The following is a 22,133-nucleotide window of genomic DNA, read 5'->3' on the forward strand; positions in this document are numbered from 1 at the left end:
GTGAATAGACGTGACAACGATAAATGACACTTCAGCTGCTTTGTCAGCGACAGACCGTGAGCATAGCCTCATCCTAGCAATCGAGACAAGCTGTGATGAGACTTCTGTTGCGGTCATTCGTGATGGCAAAGAGGTGCTGAGCAATATGGTATCGAGCCAGATTGACGTCCATCGTCGATTTGGCGGTGTTGTACCCGAGATTGCTTCGAGAAAGCATGTAGAAACGATAACGATCATGATCGAGCAGGCAGTTGAAGAAGCCGGCATTAAGCTGGATGAGCTTCATGCAATTGCCGTTACGCAAGGTCCTGGACTTGTGGGAGCCCTTATTGTGGGGATCATGGCGGCGAAGTCGCTATCGCTGGCATTAGGCATCCCGATTATTGGCACCCATCACATCGCCGGTCATATTTATGCGAATCGACTTGTGACGGAACTGCAATATCCATGCATGGCCTTGGTTGTGTCTGGCGGGCATACCGAGATTGTATATATGGAAGCAGAAGGGAGCTTCCAGCTTGTCGGCAGAACGCGTGACGATGCTGTCGGCGAGGCGTATGACAAAGTCGCACGCGCTATCGGGCTTCCTTATCCAGGCGGTCCGCATGTCGACCGACTTGCGATGGAAGCAAGCAAGGCAGTGGAACTGCCCCGCTCATGGCTTGGGCCGGATTCCTATGACTTTAGTTTCAGCGGCTTAAAGTCCGCTGTGCTGAACGCACTCAACCAAAGCAAGATGAAGGGCGAGGAGCTTGATCACGGCGAGCTTGCGCGCGGCTTCCAGGAGTCGGTTATCGACGTGCTGGTGGAGAAGTCGATGCGCGCGGTGAAGGAATATGGGGCGAAGCAGCTGCTCTTATGCGGCGGTGTTGCAGCCAACAAAGGTCTTCGTGCAGCGCTGACAGCGAGAAGCGAAGCTGAAGGCGTAGAGCTTGTCATTCCTCCGTTCCAATACTGCACGGATAATGCAGCCATGATTGGAGCGGCCGCTCATTTGAAGTGGAAGCAGGGAGCATTTAATGCTCTTGATTTCAATGTTCATCCTTCTTTCTCCTTGGAAAAGTGGATGAATCCGATTATGGAGAGCAAGAGCGAATAGTTGGCATTATAGGAACGTGTTGCAGATCTAGAGCTGCTGTATCTTTCTTTGTCTTGTGACGAAGAGGGGTGCAGCAGCTTTTTTGATGAGTTTGATCTGTCATTTTATTTTTATAGACGCGGAAAATACAGATAAATTTCTCATTGGCATAGGTCGAAGGTCCTCGGAGGATGTCTAACCTTGTTGACAAAAGTTATCCACATATCCCGATAAAAATGTGGATTAACCGCTTACATTCCTTTCCTGTACGATTTCGGTTTTACATGAAAAAGGGGATAGATTTTTCATTTTTACTTGTGTAATCTGTGGATAGTGTGCATAATTTAGTGGATAATGTTGGTTTTTATGCAAAAGTCCTTTTGTAGAGCCGATAATTTATGAAAATGTAGCAATTTTTGTTTTCATTATAGAATGAACATTGTGGATAATTCGACAGCGTTTTTACGACTTTATTCGACAATATTCTATCTTCGTCTTATCTAGTATTACTCTTTGGCTGCAAGAGGAGCTGTACACTACATGATAGAGGGATTAAACACGCTTCTATTCAAATAAAACGATAATCCAATCTAATGCAGAGACAAAAGAGCCCCTCTTCGGTTCAAAAAGTATCTGAACTGAGAAGGACTCTATATCTTAAGGATACGATCTATTATGAAGGATCCATGCAGGATTCCCATTCTGCATAAGTCTCTTCCAATTGCTTTCGCTGCTCATCTAATTTTTGTTGTATTTTCTGCAGCTGCATGTAATCATTGTAAATTGCTGGATCGGCAAGCTGTGCTTCCTGCTCTTCAATTGCGGCTTCCAGATCTGCAATTTGCTCCTCAAGCTGCTCGATGCGGCGCTGTCTTGCTCGCTCCTCGCGCTTTGCCTGCTTTTCCAATTCGAATTGTTCCGCACCTGAGACGGTTTTATCTTCGACTGAAGTTTGTGCCCCAGCTTTCGAGAATGCAGTCGGGCCGCCAGCAGCAGTAATTTGGCGATTGCGAAGCTCCTCGTCTTCGGTAAGCTCCTGTTTTTTCACGACATAGTCATCGTAATTGCCCAGATAAGCCGTCGTCCCTTTAGGGCCCAACTCAATCACACGCTCGGCCATCTTATTAAGGAAGTAACGGTCATGGGAGATGAAGAAGACAGTTCCTTCATAATCCATTAAAGCTGACTCCAGCACTTCCTTACTGAATAGATCCAAGTGGTTGGTCGGCTCATCCAAGATGAGTACATTCGCTTGCTGAAGCATTAGCTTTGCGAGTGCCACACGTGCTTTCTCTCCACCGCTTAGGGAGCTGACCTTCTTCTGTACGTCATCTCCGCTGAAGAGGAAGTTGCCGAGTACCGTTCGGATTCGAACCTCATCCATATTCGGATAGGTCGACCACAGCTCCTCAAGCACCGTGAGATTGGAGTTCAAATTGGTCTGCTCTTGATCATAGTATCCGATCGAGACATGCGTGCCCCATTCAAAGGAGCCTGCTGCTAATGGATGTTTGTTGATCAAGGTGCGGAGCATCGTTGACTTGCCAATCCCATTCGGTCCGATAAGGGCAACCATTTCTCCGCGGTACAGGTCCAAGTTGGCATGCTGGAACAATGGCGGCTCTTCATCGTAAGCGACCGATAACTCGCGCGCGTGAAGCACATCGTGTCCAGTAGGTCTTGTGATCTCAAAGGAGAATCTCGCCTTCTTCAGTTCGCCAAGCGGCTTGTCGATTCGTTCCATCTTCTCAAGCGCCTTGCGGCGGCTTTGGGCGCGCTTTGTTGTGGAGGCACGGACAATATTGCGCTGGATGAAGTCCTCCATCTTCGCGATATCCTCCTGCTGCTTCTCGTATAACTTCAGCTGCTGCTCATACTCCAGCGCTTTAAGCTCCATGTACTTCGTATAGTTGCCGGTATAGCGCTTCGCCTGATGACGCTCAATCTCAACAATGGACGTTACCATTGCATCGAGGAAGTAACGGTCATGGGATACGACCAATACGCCGCCAGGATAAGCTCGCAGGTACTGCTCTAGCCAGGTCAGCGTCTCGATGTCCAGATGGTTCGTCGGCTCATCGAGGAGCAGCAGATCGGGCTCTTGAAGCAGCATACGCGCTAAGGCGAGTCGGGTCTTCTGGCCCCCGCTCAACGTCTGGACAGGGGTGTCAGGGCTCATCTCGCCAAATCCCATACCGCTTAATATGCCTCGTACTTTAGCTTCCATGGCATAGCCGCCCTGCTCGCGGAACCATTCTGAACGTGACGCATACTTCGCAAGCACTTCTTCATAGCGCGAAGTGTCTTCAGCGACCTTCGGGTCAGCGATCTGCCGCTCAAGTTCGCGAAGCTCTTTTTCCACATCAACAAGGTGAGCAAAGACCTGCATCAGCTCGTCCCATAGGGATCGGTCGGACTGAAGGCCTGTATTTTGGGCCAGATAACCGATTTCTGTTTCTTTTGATTTGTATATCATTCCTGAATCTGCAGTCAGTTCGCCGGATATAATTTTGAGCAGGGTGGATTTCCCAGCGCCGTTAACACCGACAAGACCAATCCGCTCGCGCTCATTCATATGAAACGATATATTAGTCAATACAGGGGTAATCCCGTAATGTTTGGATACATTATTGACTTGAAGCAGCAAAGATATCTCCTCCATTTTGGTCAAACTATCCCTAGTTTACATGAAAACAAGCGTTTAGGCGATGCTAGCGCGCATAAAATGACCATAACAGTGGCAGGAAAGCATTAACGATGGTAAACTTAAGTTGAAAATCATGAAAAATTGTGAAAGTTAGTTGTGAAAGTCAAAAGTAAGGTGGCGATGGGAATGAATAAGGAGCAACTCACGCATCATACATCCGTAAAGGTGAAGAAGCAGGAGCTAAGATCGCAATTAAAGCGTGCTCGTCAGGATATCGAACCATCGAAGCGGCTCCAAGCAAGCGAGGCTGCATGTGCCCGGGCGTCACAACTATTAGAAGTGCTGCGTCAAGATACAGCCAAGCGGCTGACCCTATGCGCGTATATGCCGTATGGACCAGAGTTAGACATTATTCCCCTTATGGAAGCTTGCTTATCAAGAGGGGACCTCATATATATACCTCGTACAATGCGTGAGAATCATACGCTCCAGTGGATGGAGTGGAATGCGGATACACCGCTTGAGACCGGCGTATTTGGGATTCGTGAACCATCCCAAGAAGCTAAAGCTTTATCCATGGAGACGATGAAGACTATCGATGCCGTTCTTGTTCCAGGTCTCGGCTTTGATCGAAGCGGCGGTCGACTTGGGATGGGAGCCGGCTATTATGATCGGTTTTTATCAATGTGGCAGAATGCTGAGGATGGTGAGAAGCCATGCTTGATCAGTGTTTGCTTTGAAGAACAGCTAGTTGAGCAAGTGCCCGTAGAGCCTCACGATGAAGTGATTGATGTGCTGATTACGCCAGAGCAAGTGATTTGGACGGACAAAAGATGAACGCGGATACCTTAATTTAGATAAATACAACGGCGATGTGGATTGAAAGGAGGATTTCAACAGTGAGATGGAAGGTAGCGATACTTACAGCAAGCGATAAAGGTTCGCGAGGAGAACGAGAGGATACGAGCGCGCAGGTGCTTCGTGAATTAGTGGAAGAAGAGATTAATGGTGAGATTGTCGAGTATCGCATTGTACCGGATGAAATGAATGAGATCACGGCAGCGCTTATTGAGATGGCCGACTACTTTAAAGCGGATCTTATCTTGACAACGGGCGGAACAGGACTTGCGCCAAGGGATGTCACACCAGAGGCAACCTTGAAGGTTGTCGATCGCGTCGTTCCAGGAATTGCTGAAGCGATGCGTTATTTCTCGATGCAGAAGACAAGGCGCGCGATGCTCTCAAGAGGCGTCTGCGGGATTCGCAACCGTACGCTGATCATCAATCTGCCTGGCAGCCCCAAGGGTGTGCATGAGAACATTATGGCGGTCATAGATCAACTGCCCCATGCGCTTGAAGTGGCAAGTGGGCGATATCACGATCACGATATAAGCTAATTCTTTGTATCGATCCAAATGCTAGAATGAATAGAGTATAAATTTGCGGCAGACACCTTCATAGGAATTGTGTATTTTTTCAAAATTTTGTGAGACTTCTTGGTATTTTGTGGATGGGTTATGATATGATAATAATCACATTGGTGAAAACATATGAACCCTTCCTCAATCGAAAGGAGTCGATAGTGATGTTCTCAGGAATCGGTGCTACAGGAGTGCTGTTAATCCTCCTCATTGCTCTATTGTTGTTCGGACCGAATAAGCTGCCTGAACTTGGACGTGCCTTCGGCAGAACGCTGCGCGAGTTCAAGGCAGGTGCAAGAGATATGATGGACGATGAGGATTCCAAGAGCTCCTCACGCAAGGAAATTGTGCAGGAAGAAGTTGTTTCCAAGACGTCAGCCCTTAATCAGAACGAGCAGTCTCGCAGACTTCCAGAGTAAGGATTCAAGCTACGAGCCACGACAAGGAGCGAGGATTCGAATCATATGATCGACAGGTTGTGAACTCTCGCTTCGAGCCGTCATTCTGCAAGGACAGGTTGGTGTGATGTTAGGATGTCGCAATGGGATGAGGAACAAATGACTTTTATCGAGCACTTTACAGAGCTTCGAAAGCGCATTATTTACATTCTTATTGTTCTTGTCGTCGGATTGGTTGGCGGCTTTATTGTCGCAGACCCGATCTATCAATATATTATTAAACAACCCCCAGCTAATGGCTTTACTTTCCACAGCTTTTCGTTATGGGACGGCGTTAGCATTTACATGAAGTTCTCGCTTATTGTGGCGATTGCGATCGCTCTTCCGTTTACGATGTATCAACTATGGGCATTTGTGAGTCCAGGCCTTCGCTCCGTTGAGAGGAAGGCTACACTAAAGTACATTCCCTTTGTCTTTTTATTATTTTTAGTCGGATTAGCGTTCGGCTACTTTGTTGTGTTTCCAATGGCCTATCAGTTTACGACAAATATCAACCAGTACTTGCATCTCGAAGAGACCTACGGGATTACACAATATCTGACGTTCATGTTCAACATTCTGCTGCCAATGTCGATTTTGTTCGAATTACCGCTTGTTATTATGTTTTTGACAGGTATTCGACTTTTGAATCCGCTCAGGCTGCGCAAGATGAGACGAATTGCTTATTTTGCACTTGTTGTGATCGGGGTTACCTTATCGCCGCCGGATGTTATGTCAGATATACTTGTTACCATCCCGCTTCTGGTCCTATATGAGTTCAGTGTATTTATGTCTTCTATTGTGTATCGGAAGCAGCTGAAACAGCAGATGGAGTGGGAAAAACAGTTTGATGCTGAAGGCAGTGAAGCCTCCAGTGCATAGTGTTGCATATCAAAGCGACTTCGTGAATGAATGCTGATGGCGTTTGTGAACCAAGTTGCTTTTTTGTGACTTCGCCCTTTATCATTTTTTCATTTCAAAGCACTTGCAAACTGAATCGGATTTAAGTATCATATAAATTGTTATTAGCACTAACCTGACCCGAGTGCTAATAATCCACTTTTGTTAAAGACGGGGTAAGCGAATATCGCTTAATCCCCACTTATATTTACTCTTTTGATTAAGGAGGCTGTTTTTCATGATCAAACCTTTAGGTGAACGCGTATTGATTGAAGCAATCGCGAAGGAAGAAACAACTGCTTTTGGTATCGTATTGCCTGAGACAGCTAAGGAAAAGCCACAAGAAGGTAAAGTTATCGCTGTTGGTAGTGGCGTATGGAAAGACGGACAACGTGTTCCTTTGGAAATCAAAGAAGGCGATCGTGTGATCTTCTCCAAGTACGCTGGAACTGAAATCAAGTTCGAAGGTAAAGAGTATTTGATTATGAAAGAAAGCGATATTCATGCAATCGTTGGCTAATGAAGGCCGCTTGCTGAATCGTTGATTTCAAACATACCGCGTTCCGCAGTGTATGCGGAAGCGATGCACGTATACATGATATATGATTATTGAGGAGGTTTTTTCTAATGGCAAAAGATATTTTGTTCTCTGAAGAAGCTCGTCGTTCTATGCTCCGTGGTGTAGACGCACTTGCAAATGCAGTTAAAGTAACACTTGGACCAAAAGGCCGCAACGTGGTATTGGAGAAGAAATTCGGTTCTCCGCTCATCACAAATGACGGTGTAACCATCGCTAAAGAAATCGAGCTTGAAGATGCATTCGAAAACATGGGTGCTCAACTCGTTAAAGAAGTTGCAACCAAAACAAACGATGTTGCTGGTGACGGTACAACAACGGCTACTGTTCTTGCTCAAGCAATGGTACGCGAAGGCTTGAAGAACGTAACAGCTGGCGCTAACCCTATGGTCGTTCGCAAAGGTATCGACAAAGCGGTTCGTGCTGCTGTTGAGAAGCTTCATGAGATCGCGAAGCCAATCGAAGGCAAGCAAAACATCGCTCAAGTTGCTTCCATCTCCGCTGCGGATGAAGAAGTAGGCGACTTGATCGCTGAAGCTATGGAGAAAGTCGGCAAAGACGGCGTTATCACGGTAGAAGAGTCCAAAGGCTTTAATACAGAGCTAGAAGTGGTTGAAGGTATGCAATTCGACCGCGGCTACATCTCTCCATACATGATCACTGACACTGACAAGATGGAAGCTGTCCTCGACAACCCTTACATCTTGATCGTTGACAAGAAGATCTCCAACATCCAAGAGATCCTTCCTGTTCTTGAAAAAGTGGTTCAACAAGGCAAGCAATTGCTTATCATTGCTGAGGATGTTGAAGGTGAAGCTCAAGCGACATTGATCGTGAACAAACTTCGCGGAACATTCACTTGCGTAGCGGTTAAAGCTCCTGGCTTCGGTGACCGTCGTAAAGCAATGCTTCAAGATATCGCTGCATTGACTGGCGGCCAAGTGATTACAGAAGAGCTTGGACTTGACTTGAAGTCCACTACGGTTGATCAATTGGGTACAGCTCGTCAAATCCGTGTTACGAAAGAAAACACAATCATCGTTGACGGTGCTGGCAACAAAGAGGATATCGATGCTCGCATTAAGCAAATTCGCACTCAATTGGAAGAAACAACTTCCGAATTCGATAAAGAAAAACTCCAAGAGCGTCTTGCTAAATTGGCTGGTGGCGTAGCTGTAATCAAAGTGGGTGCAGCAACAGAAACTGAGCTTAAAGAGCGCAAGCTTCGCATCGAGGATGCATTGAACGCAACTCGCGCTGCTGTTGAAGAAGGTATCGTTGCAGGTGGTGGTACAGCGTTGATGAACGTATACCAAGCGGTTGCAGCTGTTACAGCTTCTGACGACGAGCAAACAGGCGTGAACATCGTATTGAAAGCTCTTGAAGCTCCAGTACGCACAATCGCTGACAACGCTGGTCAAGAAGGCTCCGTTATCGTTGAGCGCTTGAAAGGCGAAAAAGTTGGCGTAGGCTACAACGCAGCTACTGGTGAGTGGGTAGACATGATCGCAGTAGGTATCGTTGACCCTGCGAAAGTAACTCGCTCTGCGCTTCAAAACGCAGCTTCCGTAGCAGCAATGTTCTTGACTACAGAAGCAGTTATCGCTGATAAGCCAGAAAAAGATAAGCCAGCTATGCCAGACATGGGCGGCATGGGTGGAATGGGCGGCATGATGTAATCATTGCCCGATATAAAGAAAAAGGCTCCGATTCGGGGCCTTTTTCCTATTTTATTTCTTTGTCGAAGCATAGTTCTTTGCTGCGATGCAGACGTAATAGCTAAGGCCTGTTTGCTGTGCTTCCAGCATAGTGCGATGGAATTCATCGGATAGGTAAAATCGTGACTGGTGAGCGAAGCTTCTGGCATCGATATCTTGATCTTGCCCCAAAAATTGTACGTGCTGTTCAATAGCTTTCAGTACTTTGTCATCGTTGACACTCACGTTGTCTTTCAAAGCGGTAGCCATGAACTGCAAAAAGGCCGCAGCTTCTTCTGCCTTTTTGTTCATTTCAATTGGATCCAAGTGCTCTGTATCCAATTGATAGTTATAGTTCTCTTGTAAATGCTCGTTTTGTGCCTCTAAAGCCCGCTCCCATTCCTCTTTATTCAATCCTTCAAACATCTTTGCAGCATCCATCCTTGTTCTCTTCCTTTCATGTGAAATGGTGTCTTCCAAGGTGTGCATGATACTATCCTGCCGTTCCCGCAATAACTCTTGCTGCTCCAGCAAGCATTGAAGTCGTTCCGGCTCTTGATCTAAAGCTGTTTTGATCCCTCCAAGGAAACATCAAGCTCGCGATAAAACAAGATTTGCTGCAGCCGCTCTAGTTCGTGAACACCGTAGTATCGGTATCCATTCTCCATGACTATAGCAGACAGGAGTAGGCCGATTTTTTGATAGTGGTATAGGGTTTTGATCGTTGTTCCCGATAGCTTAGCTACTTCATGAACGGTGTATAGCATTCATGTCACCCCCGGATTTGAGTATGAGGTCTGACCTTAGGTAGGAGTCAAGTGTTATATCATTAGCACTGAGACGTAGTAAGAGAGAAACAGGAAAGTATCATTTCTAAGATATAACTAAAGATATGGAAGGATAGAATGATTGGGAAATGAGGCATAAAGGCAATGAGAGCTTCTTGCTGAATGATGATGTTCACAACTGTGATATGAACTGTAATTACGATCTGAACAACTGCGATACAACTGTGTGATGAATAACTGTGATGTGAACGACGGTAAGGTCGGGACGACAACCAGATGTCTTTTCTTGTGCATCGCGCTCTTCGAAAAGGTTGAGAGGATAACAGATATCAACGTTTAAAGACTCAACTCATTCTAAACGTTTTCTGGACAACCATAAGTCCCTCTAGTCCGTTGACCTTAGAGAGACTATGGTTTCCAAGTGAATGACTAATTACCGAGGAGAAAGGTTTACTTCAAGGCTTGAATCTCCGCCTTCAACTGTTCAATGCATTCCTCCACGGACATGCTGCCAAGGTCGCCAGCCTCTCGGCTGCGCAGGGAGACCATTGAACGGCTTCGCTCTTGCTCACCGAGCACAAGCATATATGGGATCTTTTCGAGCTGTGCTTCTCTAACCCGATAACCAAGCTTCTCATTGCGTGCATCCACTTCGACGCGGATGCCAGCATCAGCAAGATCTGCTTTGACCTTATACGCATAATCCGCGTAGTGTTCGGATACAGGCAGTAGCTTCGCTTGTACAGGTGCCAGCCATAGCGGAAATGCACCTGCATAATGCTCTGTAAGGATGCCGATGAATCGGTCAACGGAGCCGTATACAGCACGGTGGATGACGATCGGACGGTATTTAAGGCCGTCCTCACCCATGTACGATAAATCGAATTTCTCAGGCATCTGGTAATCCAGTTGGATCGTTCCGCACTGCCAGCTTCGCTTCAAAGCGTCAAGAATGTGAAAATCAATCTTCGGTCCATAGAACGCACCGTCTCCTTCGTTGATTCGATAGGGAAGCCCGCGCGCTTCAAGGACACGCTGCAGTGCTTGCTCGGCTTGATCCCACAGCTCGTCACTGCCCATGCGATCTTCCGGGCGAGTGGACAATTCCACCTTGTATTCAAACCCGAAGATGCTGTATACATGGCTGAGCAGATCAAGAATGCGTCCGATTTCTTCTTCGATCTGTGCTGCCGTTACGAAGATATGCGCATCGTCTTGGCAGAAGGTGCGAACCCGCATCATTCCATTTAGCGCCCCAGAGAATTCATGGCGGTGTACTTGGCCGAACTCGCATATGCGAATCGGCAGCTCACGATAGGAGCGCAGTGCATGCTTGAAGATCAGCATATGACCAGGACAGTTCATGGGCTTTAGGGCGAAGCTAGTTTGATCGACGTTCGTAAAGTACATGTTGTCCTTGTAATGATCCCAATGCCCGGATTGCTCCCAAAGGCGAGTGTTCATCATTAGCGGTGTACGTACTTCCTCGTAATCCCGCTGTCTTTGCAGCTCGCGGGCCAGGTTCTCCAGTTCCGTCCGAATCGTCATTCCCTTAGGAAGATAAAAGGGCATGCCAGGCGCTTCCTCAGAGAACATGAACAGCTCCAACTCTTTTCCCAGCTTGCGGTGATCGCGCTTCTTCGCTTCCTCCAGCAGATGCAAATGTTCATCCAGCTGCGCTTTGCTAGGGAACGAAGTCCCATAGATCCGCTGCAGCATCTGATTGTCCGAGCTGCCCCGCCAATAAGCGCCGGCTACATTTTGCAGTGCAAACGCCTTGATAGTTCCCGTGGATGGAAGATGCGGTCCGCGGCACAAATCCACAAATTCTCCTTGCTCATAGATCGAGATGACCGCATCATCAGGCAAATCGTGGATCAGCTCCAGCTTCAGATGCTCTTCCTTCTGTTCAAAAAGGTGAATAGCTTCAGCACGAGAGATCTCGCGGCGAACGATAGGGAGATTCTCCTGTACAATGCGCGCCATTTCCTTCTGGATCGCTTCAAGGTCGTTAGTAGACAAGGAATGATCCAGCTCCATGTCATAATAAAAGCCATCCTCGATCACAGGTCCTATTCCCAGCTTGACGGCGTGATTGCCATAAAGGCGTTTAACCGCTTGGGCCAATACATGGGCTGTACTGTGCCGTAAAATACTAAGGCCCTCTTTATGATCAAGCGTTACAATCTCAACTAGGCTGTCATGGTTGATCGCTTGATGAAGATCGACTAGCACGCCGTCTATTTTGCCTGCAATCGCTTTTTTCTTCAGACTTATGCTGATGATGCCAGCGACTTGTTCGATGGTCGTTCCTTGCTGCACCTCCTTTATTGTTCCATCTGACAATGTAATCTTGATCATCTCCATGACTAACTCCTCCATTTCCTAATTGATATTGAACGCAAAAAAACGCATCTCGTTCCATCAAGGGACGAGTGCGTTCAGCTCGTGGTTCCACCCTAATTCCACCTGATCCATTCTGTAGCGTGCTGTGACGGCAGAAGAATAAACCAAGCTCTCATTAGCATCCTATAACGTGGATGAGACGGTATCATATACTACCATGAGATGGATCAATATAGATCGCCTCCTCATGGATTCAACGATACGGCTACAAAGGGGTAATTTCACAACCGTTACGGAAGAAGCTTGCAGCTGATGCTTCTCTCTCTGGGCAGAACGCATTGGAAATCATGTCTTTGGTCAAGGCTTAATTTTATAAAAAAGATGTTGGGAGCAATATTACACATTAAGATGCTTGTTGTCAACAGGCGAATATCTTCATGACTTATTTGTCCCTTGTTCCACCTATATTCGTACCGTTATGAAAATTTAATTAAAATCAAAGTCCACCCTAGGCAATCATGACAATGATAACTATAATAAAATTTACTAATTTTGGAGGTGTTTGTGATGAGAGTCTGCTCGATGGACATGAGGATGAAAGATACAAAGCAGGGAAGAGGACGTTCATCGAGTTGACGATTCGTTGTCGATATCGAGTATAACTTCAACCGATGTGGCGCATCGTCTCCCGTGAAGGGTGGATAACAAAAAGTGAAGGAATTGCGTGCGTCACAAGTATACATCATCATGATGGTGGTCACGGCATTGGCGAACAGCACCATGTTTACGACCTATGCCATCTATTATGTAACAGAGCTGGGGCTGAATCCTTTTCAACTGGTGCTGATTGGAACCGTGCTTGAGCTTGCCGTACTTGTGTTTGAAGGGATTACAGGCGTTGTTGCAGATACGTACAGCCGGAGAATGTCGGTCATCATCGGCATGCTGGTGATGGGAATTGGGTTCGTTCTAGAGGGCAGTGTGATTTGGATTATCGAGTGGAGCACGCTGCTTCCCGTATTCATATGGATGCTTATTGCCCAATTGTTTTTTGGTATTGGCGCTACCTTTGTCAGCGGAGCGGACACCGCGTGGATCGTAGATGAGATCGGCGAGGACAAGGTCGGGACGCTGTTCATGCGCTCACAGCGCCTTGCTTTATTCGCAACCTTGATCGGAATCGGGCTCAGTGTTGGTTTTTCTACGATTGCCCCTAATCTACCGTACATTGTTGGCGGCATTTTATACGGAGGGTTAGGCATCTTTCTTCTCTTTTTTATGAAGGAGACGAACTTTACTCCTCAGCCGAAGGAAGAGCATGCGTCACCTTTACAAGCAATGGCAGATACCTGGATGTCTGGCTTTAAGGTTGTCCGAGGACAGCCGCTGCTAATCATGCTGATTGTTGTTACGATCTTCATCGGCGCTGCTTCAGAAGGCTACGATCGATTAAGGGAGACATTCTTGATCAATGAGATTGGTTTTCCACAGCATATTCCTTTCTCTATGGCGGTCTGGTTCGGTATTCTATCGGCTGTGTCTACGATCCTAGGCCTAGTCGTTGTAAGAGTGATGGAACGGAAGCTCGATATGAGCGATAAGCGCTCTGTTACCGCAGCGATGCTGCTGTTATTTGCTGCCCGGATTGCAGCCTTGATCTCCATTGCCGTCTCTACCAGCTTTGTATGGGCGATGATAGGGATATTATTGATCAGCGTGATCGGAATACTGAGTCAGCCAGTGTACAATACGTGGCTCAACATGAATATGGAGAGCAAGACCCGGGCGACGGTCCTGTCAATGGTCAGTCAGGCAGATGCATTCGGACAGACCGGAGGCGGGCCTGTAATCGGCTGGGTAGGCAGCCGATTCTCCCTGCGTGCTTCCTTTATACTGGCAGGTGTGTTTATCATGCCGGTGTTGGTGGTTTTAAAGCGATTTATGCGGATTAAAAATAAGTAATGTTGTGAAGGCATTCTCCAAGATGGGAGAGTGCCTCTTTTAAAATTAAATCCTTTATTGCATCTATGTGCAGACTGATATAGGGAATGCAGGAATGAGTTGATAGATTGCTGATAGAAATTTTCAATTTTAGTATATTGACTCTATAATTCTTAGATTTAATCGTATAAAATGATTCTGATTCCCATTTTACCAAAAAAAGGAGCGCGATGTTATGCGTCATACCGCAAAAAGCAAGGTGTTGAGTACTTTCCTTGTTGTAAGCTTGATGCTTCCCACATCGAATGTCATCTATGGGGCTTCGAATTCTTCGCCGAATGTTTCGGCAACCTTTCCTGATGTTGAAGAGCATTGGGCGAAGAAGGTTCTTGATGATTGGGTCGGTAAAGGCTGGGCAAAAGGATATCAAGACGGGGAGTTCAAGCCGGATAAAGTCATCACGCGTGCGGAATTCATGGCGTTAATGAACCAATCATTTGGTTTTACCGACATGTCGGACGTATCGTTTACAGATCTGAAGGCTTCACACTGGGCTTTGAACGAAGTGAAGAAAGCGGTCCAAGCAGGCTACATAAGCGGTTATCAGGATGAGACAATACGTCCCGATCAGCCAATAACAAGACAAGAAGCAGCCGTCATCATGGCGAAACTTCTTCGAGTAACTTCAGCGTCTGCGGGTCAGCTGACCTTTAGCGATGTGAATAAGATTCCTGCATGGAGCAAGTCGGGCATTGATGCGATGGTGAACTATCGCATCATGAATGGGTATGAGGACCATACGTTCAAGGCGACTGCGCCATTAACCAGAGCGGAAGCGATCGTGACCATCAATCAAGCACGCCCATCCTATTTTCAAGTGTATGATCAGCCAGGAACCTTTGGTCCAAGCTCGGGCAGCCAGACAATCATAGGACCGGTTGTAATCGCCTCTGAAGGTGTAATCTTGCAAAATGTAGTGGTGGAGGGGGGACTCACCCTTAAGGGAAGTGTGCAAGACGGTGCGGTTTCGTTGAAAAATGTAAAAGTAAATGGAAATACAGTCATTCAAGGAAATAGCAGCCCTAAGCTCAAGCTTATTCATTCGCAATTGCAGGAACTGGTGCTAGAACAAGGAAACAAACTTGCTCATATTATCGCTGAAGGGTCTTCAGTCATTAAGCAGGTGAAGGTTCAGTCATCTGCTAAGCTGGAGGAAGTTAATGTAACGGATGATGGATTCAAGGATGTCCAACTAACGGAGGGGCTGCCGGAGTCGTCTAAAGTTACACTAAGCGGCAGCTTTGAGCAATTGGGAGTGACAGTTCGTCACATTCAACTATTGTTATCAAGCGGTAGCATTGCAAGCATGAAGGTGGATAAGAAAGGGGAAGGATTGCAGCTAACGCTTGAAGCGAATACAAAGCTCGCTTACCTTGCATTGGAAGCGGCAATTCGCGCCTATGGAGAAGGCATCATTAAGGCTGCGGAAGCCTCCCAAGCGATCAAACTTGCTTCCTCTTTTAACAAGCAGCCTGAAAAGTTTGTGATCAAAGATACTGGCGGAGGTGCTCCAGGTCCGTCTACAGGAGGGCAGCCTTCGGGTCCATCTGATCAAGATCTTGCGAATCGTGTCAGTACAAAGATTGAAGCATTGCCTGAACTCTCAGCCTTAACAATAGCGGACGCAGCTGCTGTTCGCGAAGCTGAGCAGGCTTTTCAGAAGCTGACGAAAGGTCAGCAGGAGAGAGTGAGCAAGGAGAATCAGCAGAAGCTTGCTGACGCTGTCGCCAAGATAGCGGAATTGATTGCGGCACAGGAAGCAGACCAGAAAGCCGCAAGTGCAGCAGCTGCGCTTATTCAGAAACTGCCCGAGCTCGATCAGCTATTATTAGAAGATGAAGCCCAAGTACTAGCTGCGAACGAGGCTTATCTTGCTTTGACAGATGCTCAGAAGGCTTGGGTAGAAGAGCCTTTAAAGAAAAAGCTGCAGGATGCGATGACTCGTATACAGGAAATAAAAGCGGATCAGCAGGCAGCTGATGAGGTTAGCTCTCTAATAGAGAAGCTTCCTAGTAAAGATCAAGTGAAGATAACGGATGAGCCCGTAATTAACGAGGCGAACGAGGCTTATAATAAGCTAACTGAGGCTCAGAAAGCTAGAGTAAGTACGAGCAACCAAGCTAAGCTTAAGGAAGTGCTCCAGCGATTAACAGCGATCAAAGAAGATTTAAGAAGGGTCGCAGAGGTCGAGGCCATGATTGCGGTACTTCCAGAACCAGCGGATATTACGCTGGCTGATGAGCCACAAGTGAAGGGCGCAGAAGTAGCTTTAGCCGCATTGACAGCGGAACAAGCGGCTATGATGGATCTTGTGCTTAAAGCCAAATTAGACGCTGCTCGTGTCCGAATTGTAGAGTGGCAAGGGCATAAAGCAGAAGCAGATAAGGTTATCAAGCTTATTCAGGAGCTTCCGGAACTGGCGTCGATTAAGCTTAGCGATGAGGAACAGGTGAATGGTGCCAAGGCGGCTTTTGAAGCATTGACGTTAGAACAACAGTCTTTCGTGAATGCGACTTATCAGCAGAAACTTCAGGATGCAGTTGATCGTATTTTAAAATGGAAAAATGATAAGATTCAGGCAGATGCTGTCTCAGCCTTGATTCTTGGCCTTCCTGAAGTAAATGACGTAACCCTGGAAGACGCCAACGACGTGGATGCTGCTAACGGTGCGTTTCATCTGTTGACAGTAGAGCAGAAGTCGCTTGTTCTTGAGGTACATCAAGCTAAGCTTACGGCTCTAGTGAATGAGATTCGTGACTGGAGAGCGAATAAACATATTGCAGACGGGGTTGCAGCTCAGCTTGAGGCGCTTCCTGCTGATATCAAGCTTGAACATGAGAAGGATGTTGCTGCTGCACGTGATGCTTATGCTGCCTTGACAGCAAGACAAAAAGCTCTTGTCCATCCAGCGTCTGTTGCGAAATTGGAAGCAGCTCTTTCACGAATCAACCAGTGGCAGCAGGATAAGGTTGTGGCAGACGGAATGACAGCTCGAATCAAGGCTCTACCTGATCCTTCAGTTATCGTGATTGAAGATGAAGCATCAGTGAACGAGGTCAAAGCTGCTTTCGATCAATTAACGCCAGATCAGCAATCTCTTGTTCAGCCATCTGAACAGAACAAGCTCAACGCGCTGATGAATTGGATATCGAAGTACTATGATGATAAAGCCAAAGCTGAGGCGGTATCGGCACTTATTCAGGACCTGCCAGCTCCTGAAGCGCTTGTGTTATCGGACGGCGTACGGGTTGATGCTGCGGAAGCTGCCTTTAACCAATTAACAGCAGACCAACAGCAGCTCGTATCTGATACCCATCAGCAGAAGCTTCAGGCAGCAACTGCGGCAATAAAGCTGTGGCGCGAGGATGAAGCGACGGCTAATCTCGTCATTGCAAAAATTGCGGCCATTCCAGATGAACTCAAGCCTCAGGATGAAGCCGCCATACTGGAAGCTAAGGCGGAGTATGATGCATTAACCATTCGGCAGAAGTCTCTTGTAACGAATGCATCCAAGCTGAATCATGCGATCATTCAGATCGAAGTCGTGAAGGAGAATCATGCAAAGGCAGAGCAAGTAACTGCCTTGATTCAGTTATTGCCTGATCCGACTGCACTTACTGTTGGAGACAAAGCGAAGGTTGATGAAGCGGAAACTGCCTTCCAAGCGTTGAACGATAATCAAAAGGCACTGGTCAGCACCGATGATCAAAGGAAACTTAACGATGCGGTAGCGAAAATAAAGGAACTGACCGTTCCTTACGCTATCACAAGTCTTGCTGTCACCAATCTTCATTTTGAAAACACGTATGCCACACAAGCCAAAGGTGAGAGCAAGGCGATTACGACAACCGAATTTTCAAAGAATCCTTTGCATTTTACGGTTAGTGACGGAACTCATACGATACCGATCAACTTGAACTGGGATATTCCTTTGAATGGATTTACCAAGGCGCAGGTCGTAGGCTCGGCAGTAGAGAGCTATATACAGGATTATTTTTATAGAATTGGTCAATTAGAGACTCGAACCCTTGCGGCCTATTCCTTTAGCGGTGATACCTTCTTTATCTCGACCTTTAGCACGGGGGCTAATGCTGCTGTACGGCTAGGCGGCAATTATCAAGCGCTATTCGATAATCATGAATTTGTTGGAACCGATGCTGTAACACGAAGTCGTTCCTTTACCGTAAGCGATGGGACGAAGACGGCTTCCATTGTTCTAAACCGAACATTCTCTTCCCTGACTGAACTTGTGTCTTATATCAATACAAGACTGCAGTCCGCTGCGGTCCCTGCTACTGCTGAAATGGTGGATGATACCCACTTCATGCTGAAGGCAAACGCCATAGGTGTAAAGCTCACCGTTGACGGCGCGAACAAGAATGAGTTTTTTGGTAATTAACGATAGATGAATAGACTGCAATCTTTGAATCTATCGAACCAAGACCGTCTCTTACTATAAGAGCGGTCTTTTTTATGTATATCCGTGGTAGTAACCAACTTATAAAGGCAAGGCACGAATGACAACTTCGTAGTGATTTCCGCGTTTAATGGGTATAGAGTAGTGAACGAAATGCAGTGATAGGCAGGAGGAAGTTGAAAGATATGAACGGATTAATAGGGAAAAAGAAAGGCATTGCCATTACTGCCTTAGCAGCAACAATGGCACTTACGAATGTGATTGGATCGCCCATGGTACAAGCGGCTCCGAGCGGTTTTAGCGAACAGCATATCGCCACAGGCTTTGATTTGTTGTCTAAGCACTATACAGGCAAAGGGGTCAAGGTGGCCGTTATTGATACAGGTATTGATATGGATCACCCTCTTTTTAAGGGCAATATCAAGAAGGCTTATGATTACCTTGAAAATGATGAAGTGCCTCAGGATGAGAAAGGGCACGGAACACATGTCTCGGGCATTATCATGCAGCAGGCTCCTGATGCGGATTTGCTTATTTATCGCGTGTTAAAAGGTGTTCATAACGAAACGGGATATACGCCGCTAGTGGTGAAAGCAATCAAGCAAGCTGTTGCAGACGGTGCACAAGTAATCAATCTATCACTAGGCGCAGACATCGATGCTCCTGACGAGCCTGTTGCCCAAGCGGTTGCTGAAGCAGTCAAGCAGGGGGTTGTCGTTGTGAAATCAGCTGGGAACACCGGGGATACATGGTCAATCTCTTCACCGGGCTATGGGCAAGATCCGATTGTCGTAGGAGCAACTTCCCAGGCAAGAGAAGATGTTATGTTGATTGGGGGAGACACAAAGCTTTCATTATCCCCATTATATGGAGCGAAAATGTTCCCGACATCTGGAGACGCGTCTGTCATCTATGCCAGCAAGGTGACCCCAGAGGGATTGAAGAATCCGAAGTATCGGGGGAAAAATGTTATGGTGGAGCTTAGCGATTCCGACATGACCGTAGATGAATGGTATGAAGTGGCAATGAATGAAGGTTTAAGCGGCATTATATTTGCCCTGCCTTACATTGGACTAGAGGGTTCGACGATGCAGGTAATTACGAAGCATCCTGAGCGCATGATTCCAGGGGCAGTTATACCATTGTCCGATGCGAAAAAGTTCAAAGCCAACTCTGCAACAGCATGGAAATGGGGGCGTGCAGCGGTAGAGGAACGTATGGCGAATCTAAGCTCTCATGGCCCAGCTGCAGGAACGTGGCAGCTGAAGCCAGATCTTGTGGCTCCGGGAATTCACATTTATAGCTCAAAGCCGGGTGAGCAAATGTACAGCCTGAATAGTGGTACGAGCATGGCTGCTCCTCAAGTAACGGCAGCGGCTGCTCTTCTGCTTGAAGCTCATCCGGATTGGACGCCTAGCATGATGAAGTCAGCACTGATGCAGCGTGCCAATCAACTTGTGAATGAAAAAGGAGAGCCTTATGATCGTACGGTTCAAGGCGCTGGAAGCGTAAATGTAGAGGCCGCATTGAAGGCGACGACGTTTATCGCTCCTGCGAGTTTATCATTCGGACTTGTGCAGCACGGCTCTAAGCAAGAGCAAGTCTCTAGAACGGAGGTGCTGGAGCTTAAGAATACATCCTCTGAAACCGTTGTTTATGAGCTCGGAGTGGACGGGAATTCAGACATAAGCAAGTTGAATCTCGATCTTCCGAAGCAGATCACAGCTAAGCCTAATCAAACCGTGAAGATCCCTGTGACTTGGATGATCGATCAAGCGAAGCCGGGGATATGGACAGGTACTATTGAGATCAAAGGGAATAAGCAACTGCTGAGAGTTCCTGTCGTGCTTGTTAATCAAGATGACACCTATCCTTTAGCCATGGGCTTGAATATCGGCAATAGAATGTATGCACCAAATGGGGATCAGGAACGAAGAACTTCTATTATTGATTATTACTTGACGGTTCCCTCGAAGCGCGTGTTGATTACGGCGACTCGTTTGGATAAGGAGCCCAAGGCTTTGGCGGATAAGACCTATGTGCTGTTGAATCAAGCTGATCATCAACAAGGATTATTCCAGTATGACTTTAAAGGGAAAGACCTGAATGGCAACGTGCTGCCGGACGGAAACTACAGTATAAAGGTGAAGAGCTTTGCAGAGCAGCGCCAGACAGTGCTTGAAGGTGAAAGCTTATATTTGGATACCAAAGCCCCCGTTATTACTAGTATCGATCAAAGCAAGCTCAATAAGGGGCGGATTTATGGCAAGCTTAAGGATCATATTATTCAGAACTACACTACAAGTATATCAATCAAGAAAGAATGGGAACGGCATCTGAAGGATGATTATCCACTGATTACGGTGCAGTGGCGGACTCAGGAAAGCGAAGAGTGGCATAGAGTACGTGTCAATGAGGAAGAAGGGCAATTCTTTGCTGATTTGCGTTCAGCAGACCTGACAAAAGGAGAGCATAAACTAACGCTTCGTGTACAGGATGCCTTTGGCAACCAAGTGGAATATATCATAAAGGCGATGCTGCCATAATCATTATTATTCATATAAGATAGGAGCCGCTAGATAGGGAATACTTTCGCTATCTAGCGGCTCTTTTTATCCATCGATAAAACAGCTGCAGAATCATCTGCAGCCGTCATATTTTTTATTGTGGTTTATAGTCATGTCTGACGTCGGTATATCTCTACCCAGTGCGCAATTCTAGCTTTTCTCGAACCCTTGCCGGAACTTTGTCGAGTTCAATAACATCGTATCGTCCCACAGTATGATTCCCATTCTTGTCCTTAGATCCTTTAACGAGAACAAGAAGCAATGAGTCTGGCTTTAAGCTCTTGCTCGTGCTAAATGAGATTGGTCTGGCATTGCCAGTCACGTCATAGGCAACAAGATAGTAATGATATCGGGAGTCTTTTGTTCCTCGCACCATCTCTGGGGGCTGTTGGCTGTCTGCTGTAACGCGGACATACATTTTTTTCGTACCCCAGCTTTTATTCATGTTGAATAAATCCATATCGGGTGTAACGATGACATAGATCAATACAAATGCCACAAACAGAATGGCGATGCCGGAAGCTAAAGATTTTTTCATGGTTCCACCTTTAATCCTAGTAGTGTTACCTTCATTATATAGCTCAAGGCAGGGAAAGCCACATAGTTTATGGTGACATAAAGCTTACGTTTTTGTAAGGTTCTGTTAATGAGTTGAAAAACACCGTTTTTATTCAGATGAACGACTTTTATGAGTATGCATTAAAACATGCTCATGCCAACCCCGATTCCGTAAGGAATGAGCCATAGAACCCATACAACGATACTAAATCGATGGAAGTTGTGCTGTGCATTCGCAGAGCCTTTCCATTTGACAATCGCTGCCCATACAGCATGAATAAGCATCAGAATAAGAGCGGCTGCTCCTGTTGCGGCATGAATGGCGTTGTTGCCACTGCCTGCGGCAATAGCGCTCATTAAGCTTGTTCCAGTTGTATCGCAAATTAGACCAAGCAGAAAGAAGGCTAAGTGTTTAGGTTGAAGCGTGCCGGAACGCTTTTCTCCCCATACGCCGATGGTGTAAAAGACAAGCGCCAAATTAATAAAGATTACCGCAGCTGCTAGCATGATGATCACTCCCTGTTGATATACTTGAAATGTCTGCTGTATCTTTGTGATATTTGTATCATAGGACTTCAATGTGAATGGAGTATGAACGGCTATCCCTTTCACTTACGAAAAGGGCAGCTGGTGCAAACCTCTCATCATGCTTTTTATTCCGTGTTTTTTTTATGATAAACTGTTTAATAGTTAGATGTA

At 46.5% G+C, this 22,133-nt stretch carries 16 protein-coding genes; 10 read left to right on the top strand and 6 right to left on the bottom strand.

All coding sequences use genetic code 11. The features are described from left to right. Positions 1–19 precede the first annotated feature (19 nt). Positions 20–1,099 (top strand): tRNA (adenosine(37)-N6)-threonylcarbamoyltransferase complex transferase subunit TsaD, encoded by a 1,080-nt coding sequence (gene tsaD / locus I2H74_RS12785; protein WP_324254068.1) that lies wholly within the window; start codon positions 20–22, stop codon positions 1,097–1,099. 652 nt (positions 1,100–1,751) lie between these two features. On the opposite strand, the gene I2H74_RS12790 is transcribed toward tsaD, so the two are convergent. After that, a complete protein-coding gene (locus tag I2H74_RS12790; protein WP_195574346.1) occupies positions 1,752–3,725 on the bottom strand; it encodes an ABC-F family ATP-binding cassette domain-containing protein in 1,974 nt (657 codons plus the stop codon). 186 nt (positions 3,726–3,911) lie between these two features. Between I2H74_RS12790 and I2H74_RS12795 the strand changes: the two genes are divergently transcribed. From I2H74_RS12795 to groL, 6 genes are all read left to right on the top strand, one after another. Continuing rightward, the gene (locus I2H74_RS12795; RefSeq protein WP_195574347.1) at positions 3,912–4,562 is read left to right on the top strand and encodes a 5-formyltetrahydrofolate cyclo-ligase; all 651 of its coding nucleotides are present in this window, start codon (positions 3,912–3,914) and stop codon (positions 4,560–4,562) included. Between the two features lie 62 nt (positions 4,563–4,624). Then, the gene (locus I2H74_RS12800; protein ID WP_195574348.1) at positions 4,625–5,122 is read left to right on the top strand and encodes a MogA/MoaB family molybdenum cofactor biosynthesis protein; all 498 of its coding nucleotides are present in this window, start codon (positions 4,625–4,627) and stop codon (positions 5,120–5,122) included. Between the two features lie 188 nt (positions 5,123–5,310). Further along, a complete protein-coding gene (locus I2H74_RS12805) occupies positions 5,311–5,565 on the top strand; it encodes a twin-arginine translocase TatA/TatE family subunit (RefSeq protein WP_195574349.1) in 255 nt (84 codons plus the stop codon). 114 nt (positions 5,566–5,679) lie between these two features. Next, a complete protein-coding gene (gene tatC, locus I2H74_RS12810) occupies positions 5,680–6,465 on the top strand; it encodes a twin-arginine translocase subunit TatC (RefSeq protein ID WP_195574350.1) in 786 nt (261 codons plus the stop codon). Positions 6,466–6,721: 256 nt separating this feature from the next. Continuing rightward, complete coding sequence (gene groES, locus I2H74_RS12815; RefSeq protein WP_085494383.1) at positions 6,722–7,003, top strand: co-chaperone GroES; 282 nt, start codon at positions 6,722–6,724, stop codon at positions 7,001–7,003. Positions 7,004–7,110: 107 nt separating this feature from the next. Continuing rightward, the gene (gene groL, locus I2H74_RS12820; RefSeq protein ID WP_195574351.1) at positions 7,111–8,739 is read left to right on the top strand and encodes a chaperonin GroEL; all 1,629 of its coding nucleotides are present in this window, start codon (positions 7,111–7,113) and stop codon (positions 8,737–8,739) included. A 51-nt stretch (positions 8,740–8,790) separates the two neighbouring features. On the opposite strand, the gene I2H74_RS12825 is transcribed toward groL, so the two are convergent. The 3 genes from I2H74_RS12825 to thrS all read right to left on the bottom strand — a co-directional run bounded on the left by I2H74_RS12825 (position 8,791) and on the right by thrS (position 11,912). Then, positions 8,791–9,291: a TipAS antibiotic-recognition domain-containing protein gene (locus tag I2H74_RS12825; RefSeq protein ID WP_229106612.1), complete on the bottom strand. Its 501-nt coding sequence runs from the start codon at positions 9,289–9,291 to the stop codon at positions 8,791–8,793. A gap of 26 nt (positions 9,292–9,317) precedes the next feature. After that, positions 9,318–9,524, bottom strand: coding sequence for a MerR family transcriptional regulator (locus tag I2H74_RS24620; protein WP_229106613.1), 207 nt, complete (start codon positions 9,522–9,524; stop codon positions 9,318–9,320). Positions 9,525–9,995: 471 nt separating this feature from the next. Continuing rightward, the gene (gene thrS / locus I2H74_RS12830; protein ID WP_195574352.1) at positions 9,996–11,912 is read right to left on the bottom strand and encodes a threonine--tRNA ligase; all 1,917 of its coding nucleotides are present in this window, start codon (positions 11,910–11,912) and stop codon (positions 9,996–9,998) included. A 690-nt stretch (positions 11,913–12,602) separates the two neighbouring features. Between thrS and I2H74_RS12835 the strand changes: the two genes are divergently transcribed. The 3 genes from I2H74_RS12835 to I2H74_RS12845 all read left to right on the top strand — a co-directional run bounded on the left by I2H74_RS12835 (position 12,603) and on the right by I2H74_RS12845 (position 20,855). Beyond that, entirely contained in the window at positions 12,603–13,853 is a 1,251-nt protein-coding gene (locus I2H74_RS12835) for an MFS transporter (RefSeq protein WP_324254065.1), read from the top strand. A 214-nt stretch (positions 13,854–14,067) separates the two neighbouring features. Then, entirely contained in the window at positions 14,068–18,291 is a 4,224-nt protein-coding gene (locus I2H74_RS12840) for an S-layer homology domain-containing protein (RefSeq protein ID WP_195574353.1), read from the top strand. A gap of 203 nt (positions 18,292–18,494) precedes the next feature. Continuing rightward, complete coding sequence (locus I2H74_RS12845) at positions 18,495–20,855, top strand: S8 family serine peptidase (protein ID WP_195574354.1); 2,361 nt, start codon at positions 18,495–18,497, stop codon at positions 20,853–20,855. A 154-nt stretch (positions 20,856–21,009) separates the two neighbouring features. On the opposite strand, the gene I2H74_RS12850 is transcribed toward I2H74_RS12845, so the two are convergent. Then, entirely contained in the window at positions 21,010–21,414 is a 405-nt protein-coding gene (locus I2H74_RS12850; RefSeq protein WP_195574355.1) for a YxeA family protein, read from the bottom strand. Between the two features lie 161 nt (positions 21,415–21,575). Then, a complete protein-coding gene (locus I2H74_RS12855) occupies positions 21,576–21,941 on the bottom strand; it encodes an HsmA family protein (protein ID WP_195574356.1) in 366 nt (121 codons plus the stop codon). Positions 21,942–22,133 lie beyond the last annotated feature (192 nt).

Origin of the sequence: Paenibacillus sp. 1001270B_150601_E10, assembly GCF_015558675.1 — a bacterium.
Classification (GTDB): domain Bacteria; phylum Bacillota; class Bacilli; order Paenibacillales; family Paenibacillaceae; genus Paenibacillus_B.

Bases quoted from the DNA above. Each gene is read 5' to 3' on its own strand.
- I2H74_RS12795 (WP_195574347.1), top strand. From the start codon at position 3,912: ATGAATAAGGAGCAACTCACGCATCATACATCCGTAAAGGTGAAGAAG.
- I2H74_RS12805 (WP_195574349.1), top strand. From the start codon at position 5,311: ATGTTCTCAGGAATCGGTGCTACAGGAGTGCTGTTAATCCTCCTCATT.
- tatC (WP_195574350.1), top strand. From the start codon at position 5,680: ATGTCGCAATGGGATGAGGAACAAATGACTTTTATCGAGCACTTTACA.
- groES (WP_085494383.1), top strand. From the start codon at position 6,722: ATGATCAAACCTTTAGGTGAACGCGTATTGATTGAAGCAATCGCGAAG.
- groL (WP_195574351.1), top strand. From the start codon at position 7,111: ATGGCAAAAGATATTTTGTTCTCTGAAGAAGCTCGTCGTTCTATGCTC.
- I2H74_RS24620 (WP_229106613.1), bottom strand. From the start codon at position 9,524: ATGCTATACACCGTTCATGAAGTAGCTAAGCTATCGGGAACAACGATC.
- thrS (WP_195574352.1), bottom strand. From the start codon at position 11,912: ATGGAGATGATCAAGATTACATTGTCAGATGGAACAATAAAGGAGGTG.
- I2H74_RS12840 (WP_195574353.1), top strand. From the start codon at position 14,068: ATGCGTCATACCGCAAAAAGCAAGGTGTTGAGTACTTTCCTTGTTGTA.
- I2H74_RS12845 (WP_195574354.1), top strand. From the start codon at position 18,495: ATGAACGGATTAATAGGGAAAAAGAAAGGCATTGCCATTACTGCCTTA.
- I2H74_RS12850 (WP_195574355.1), bottom strand. From the start codon at position 21,414: ATGAAAAAATCTTTAGCTTCCGGCATCGCCATTCTGTTTGTGGCATTT.
- I2H74_RS12855 (WP_195574356.1), bottom strand. From the start codon at position 21,941: ATGCTAGCAGCTGCGGTAATCTTTATTAATTTGGCGCTTGTCTTTTAC.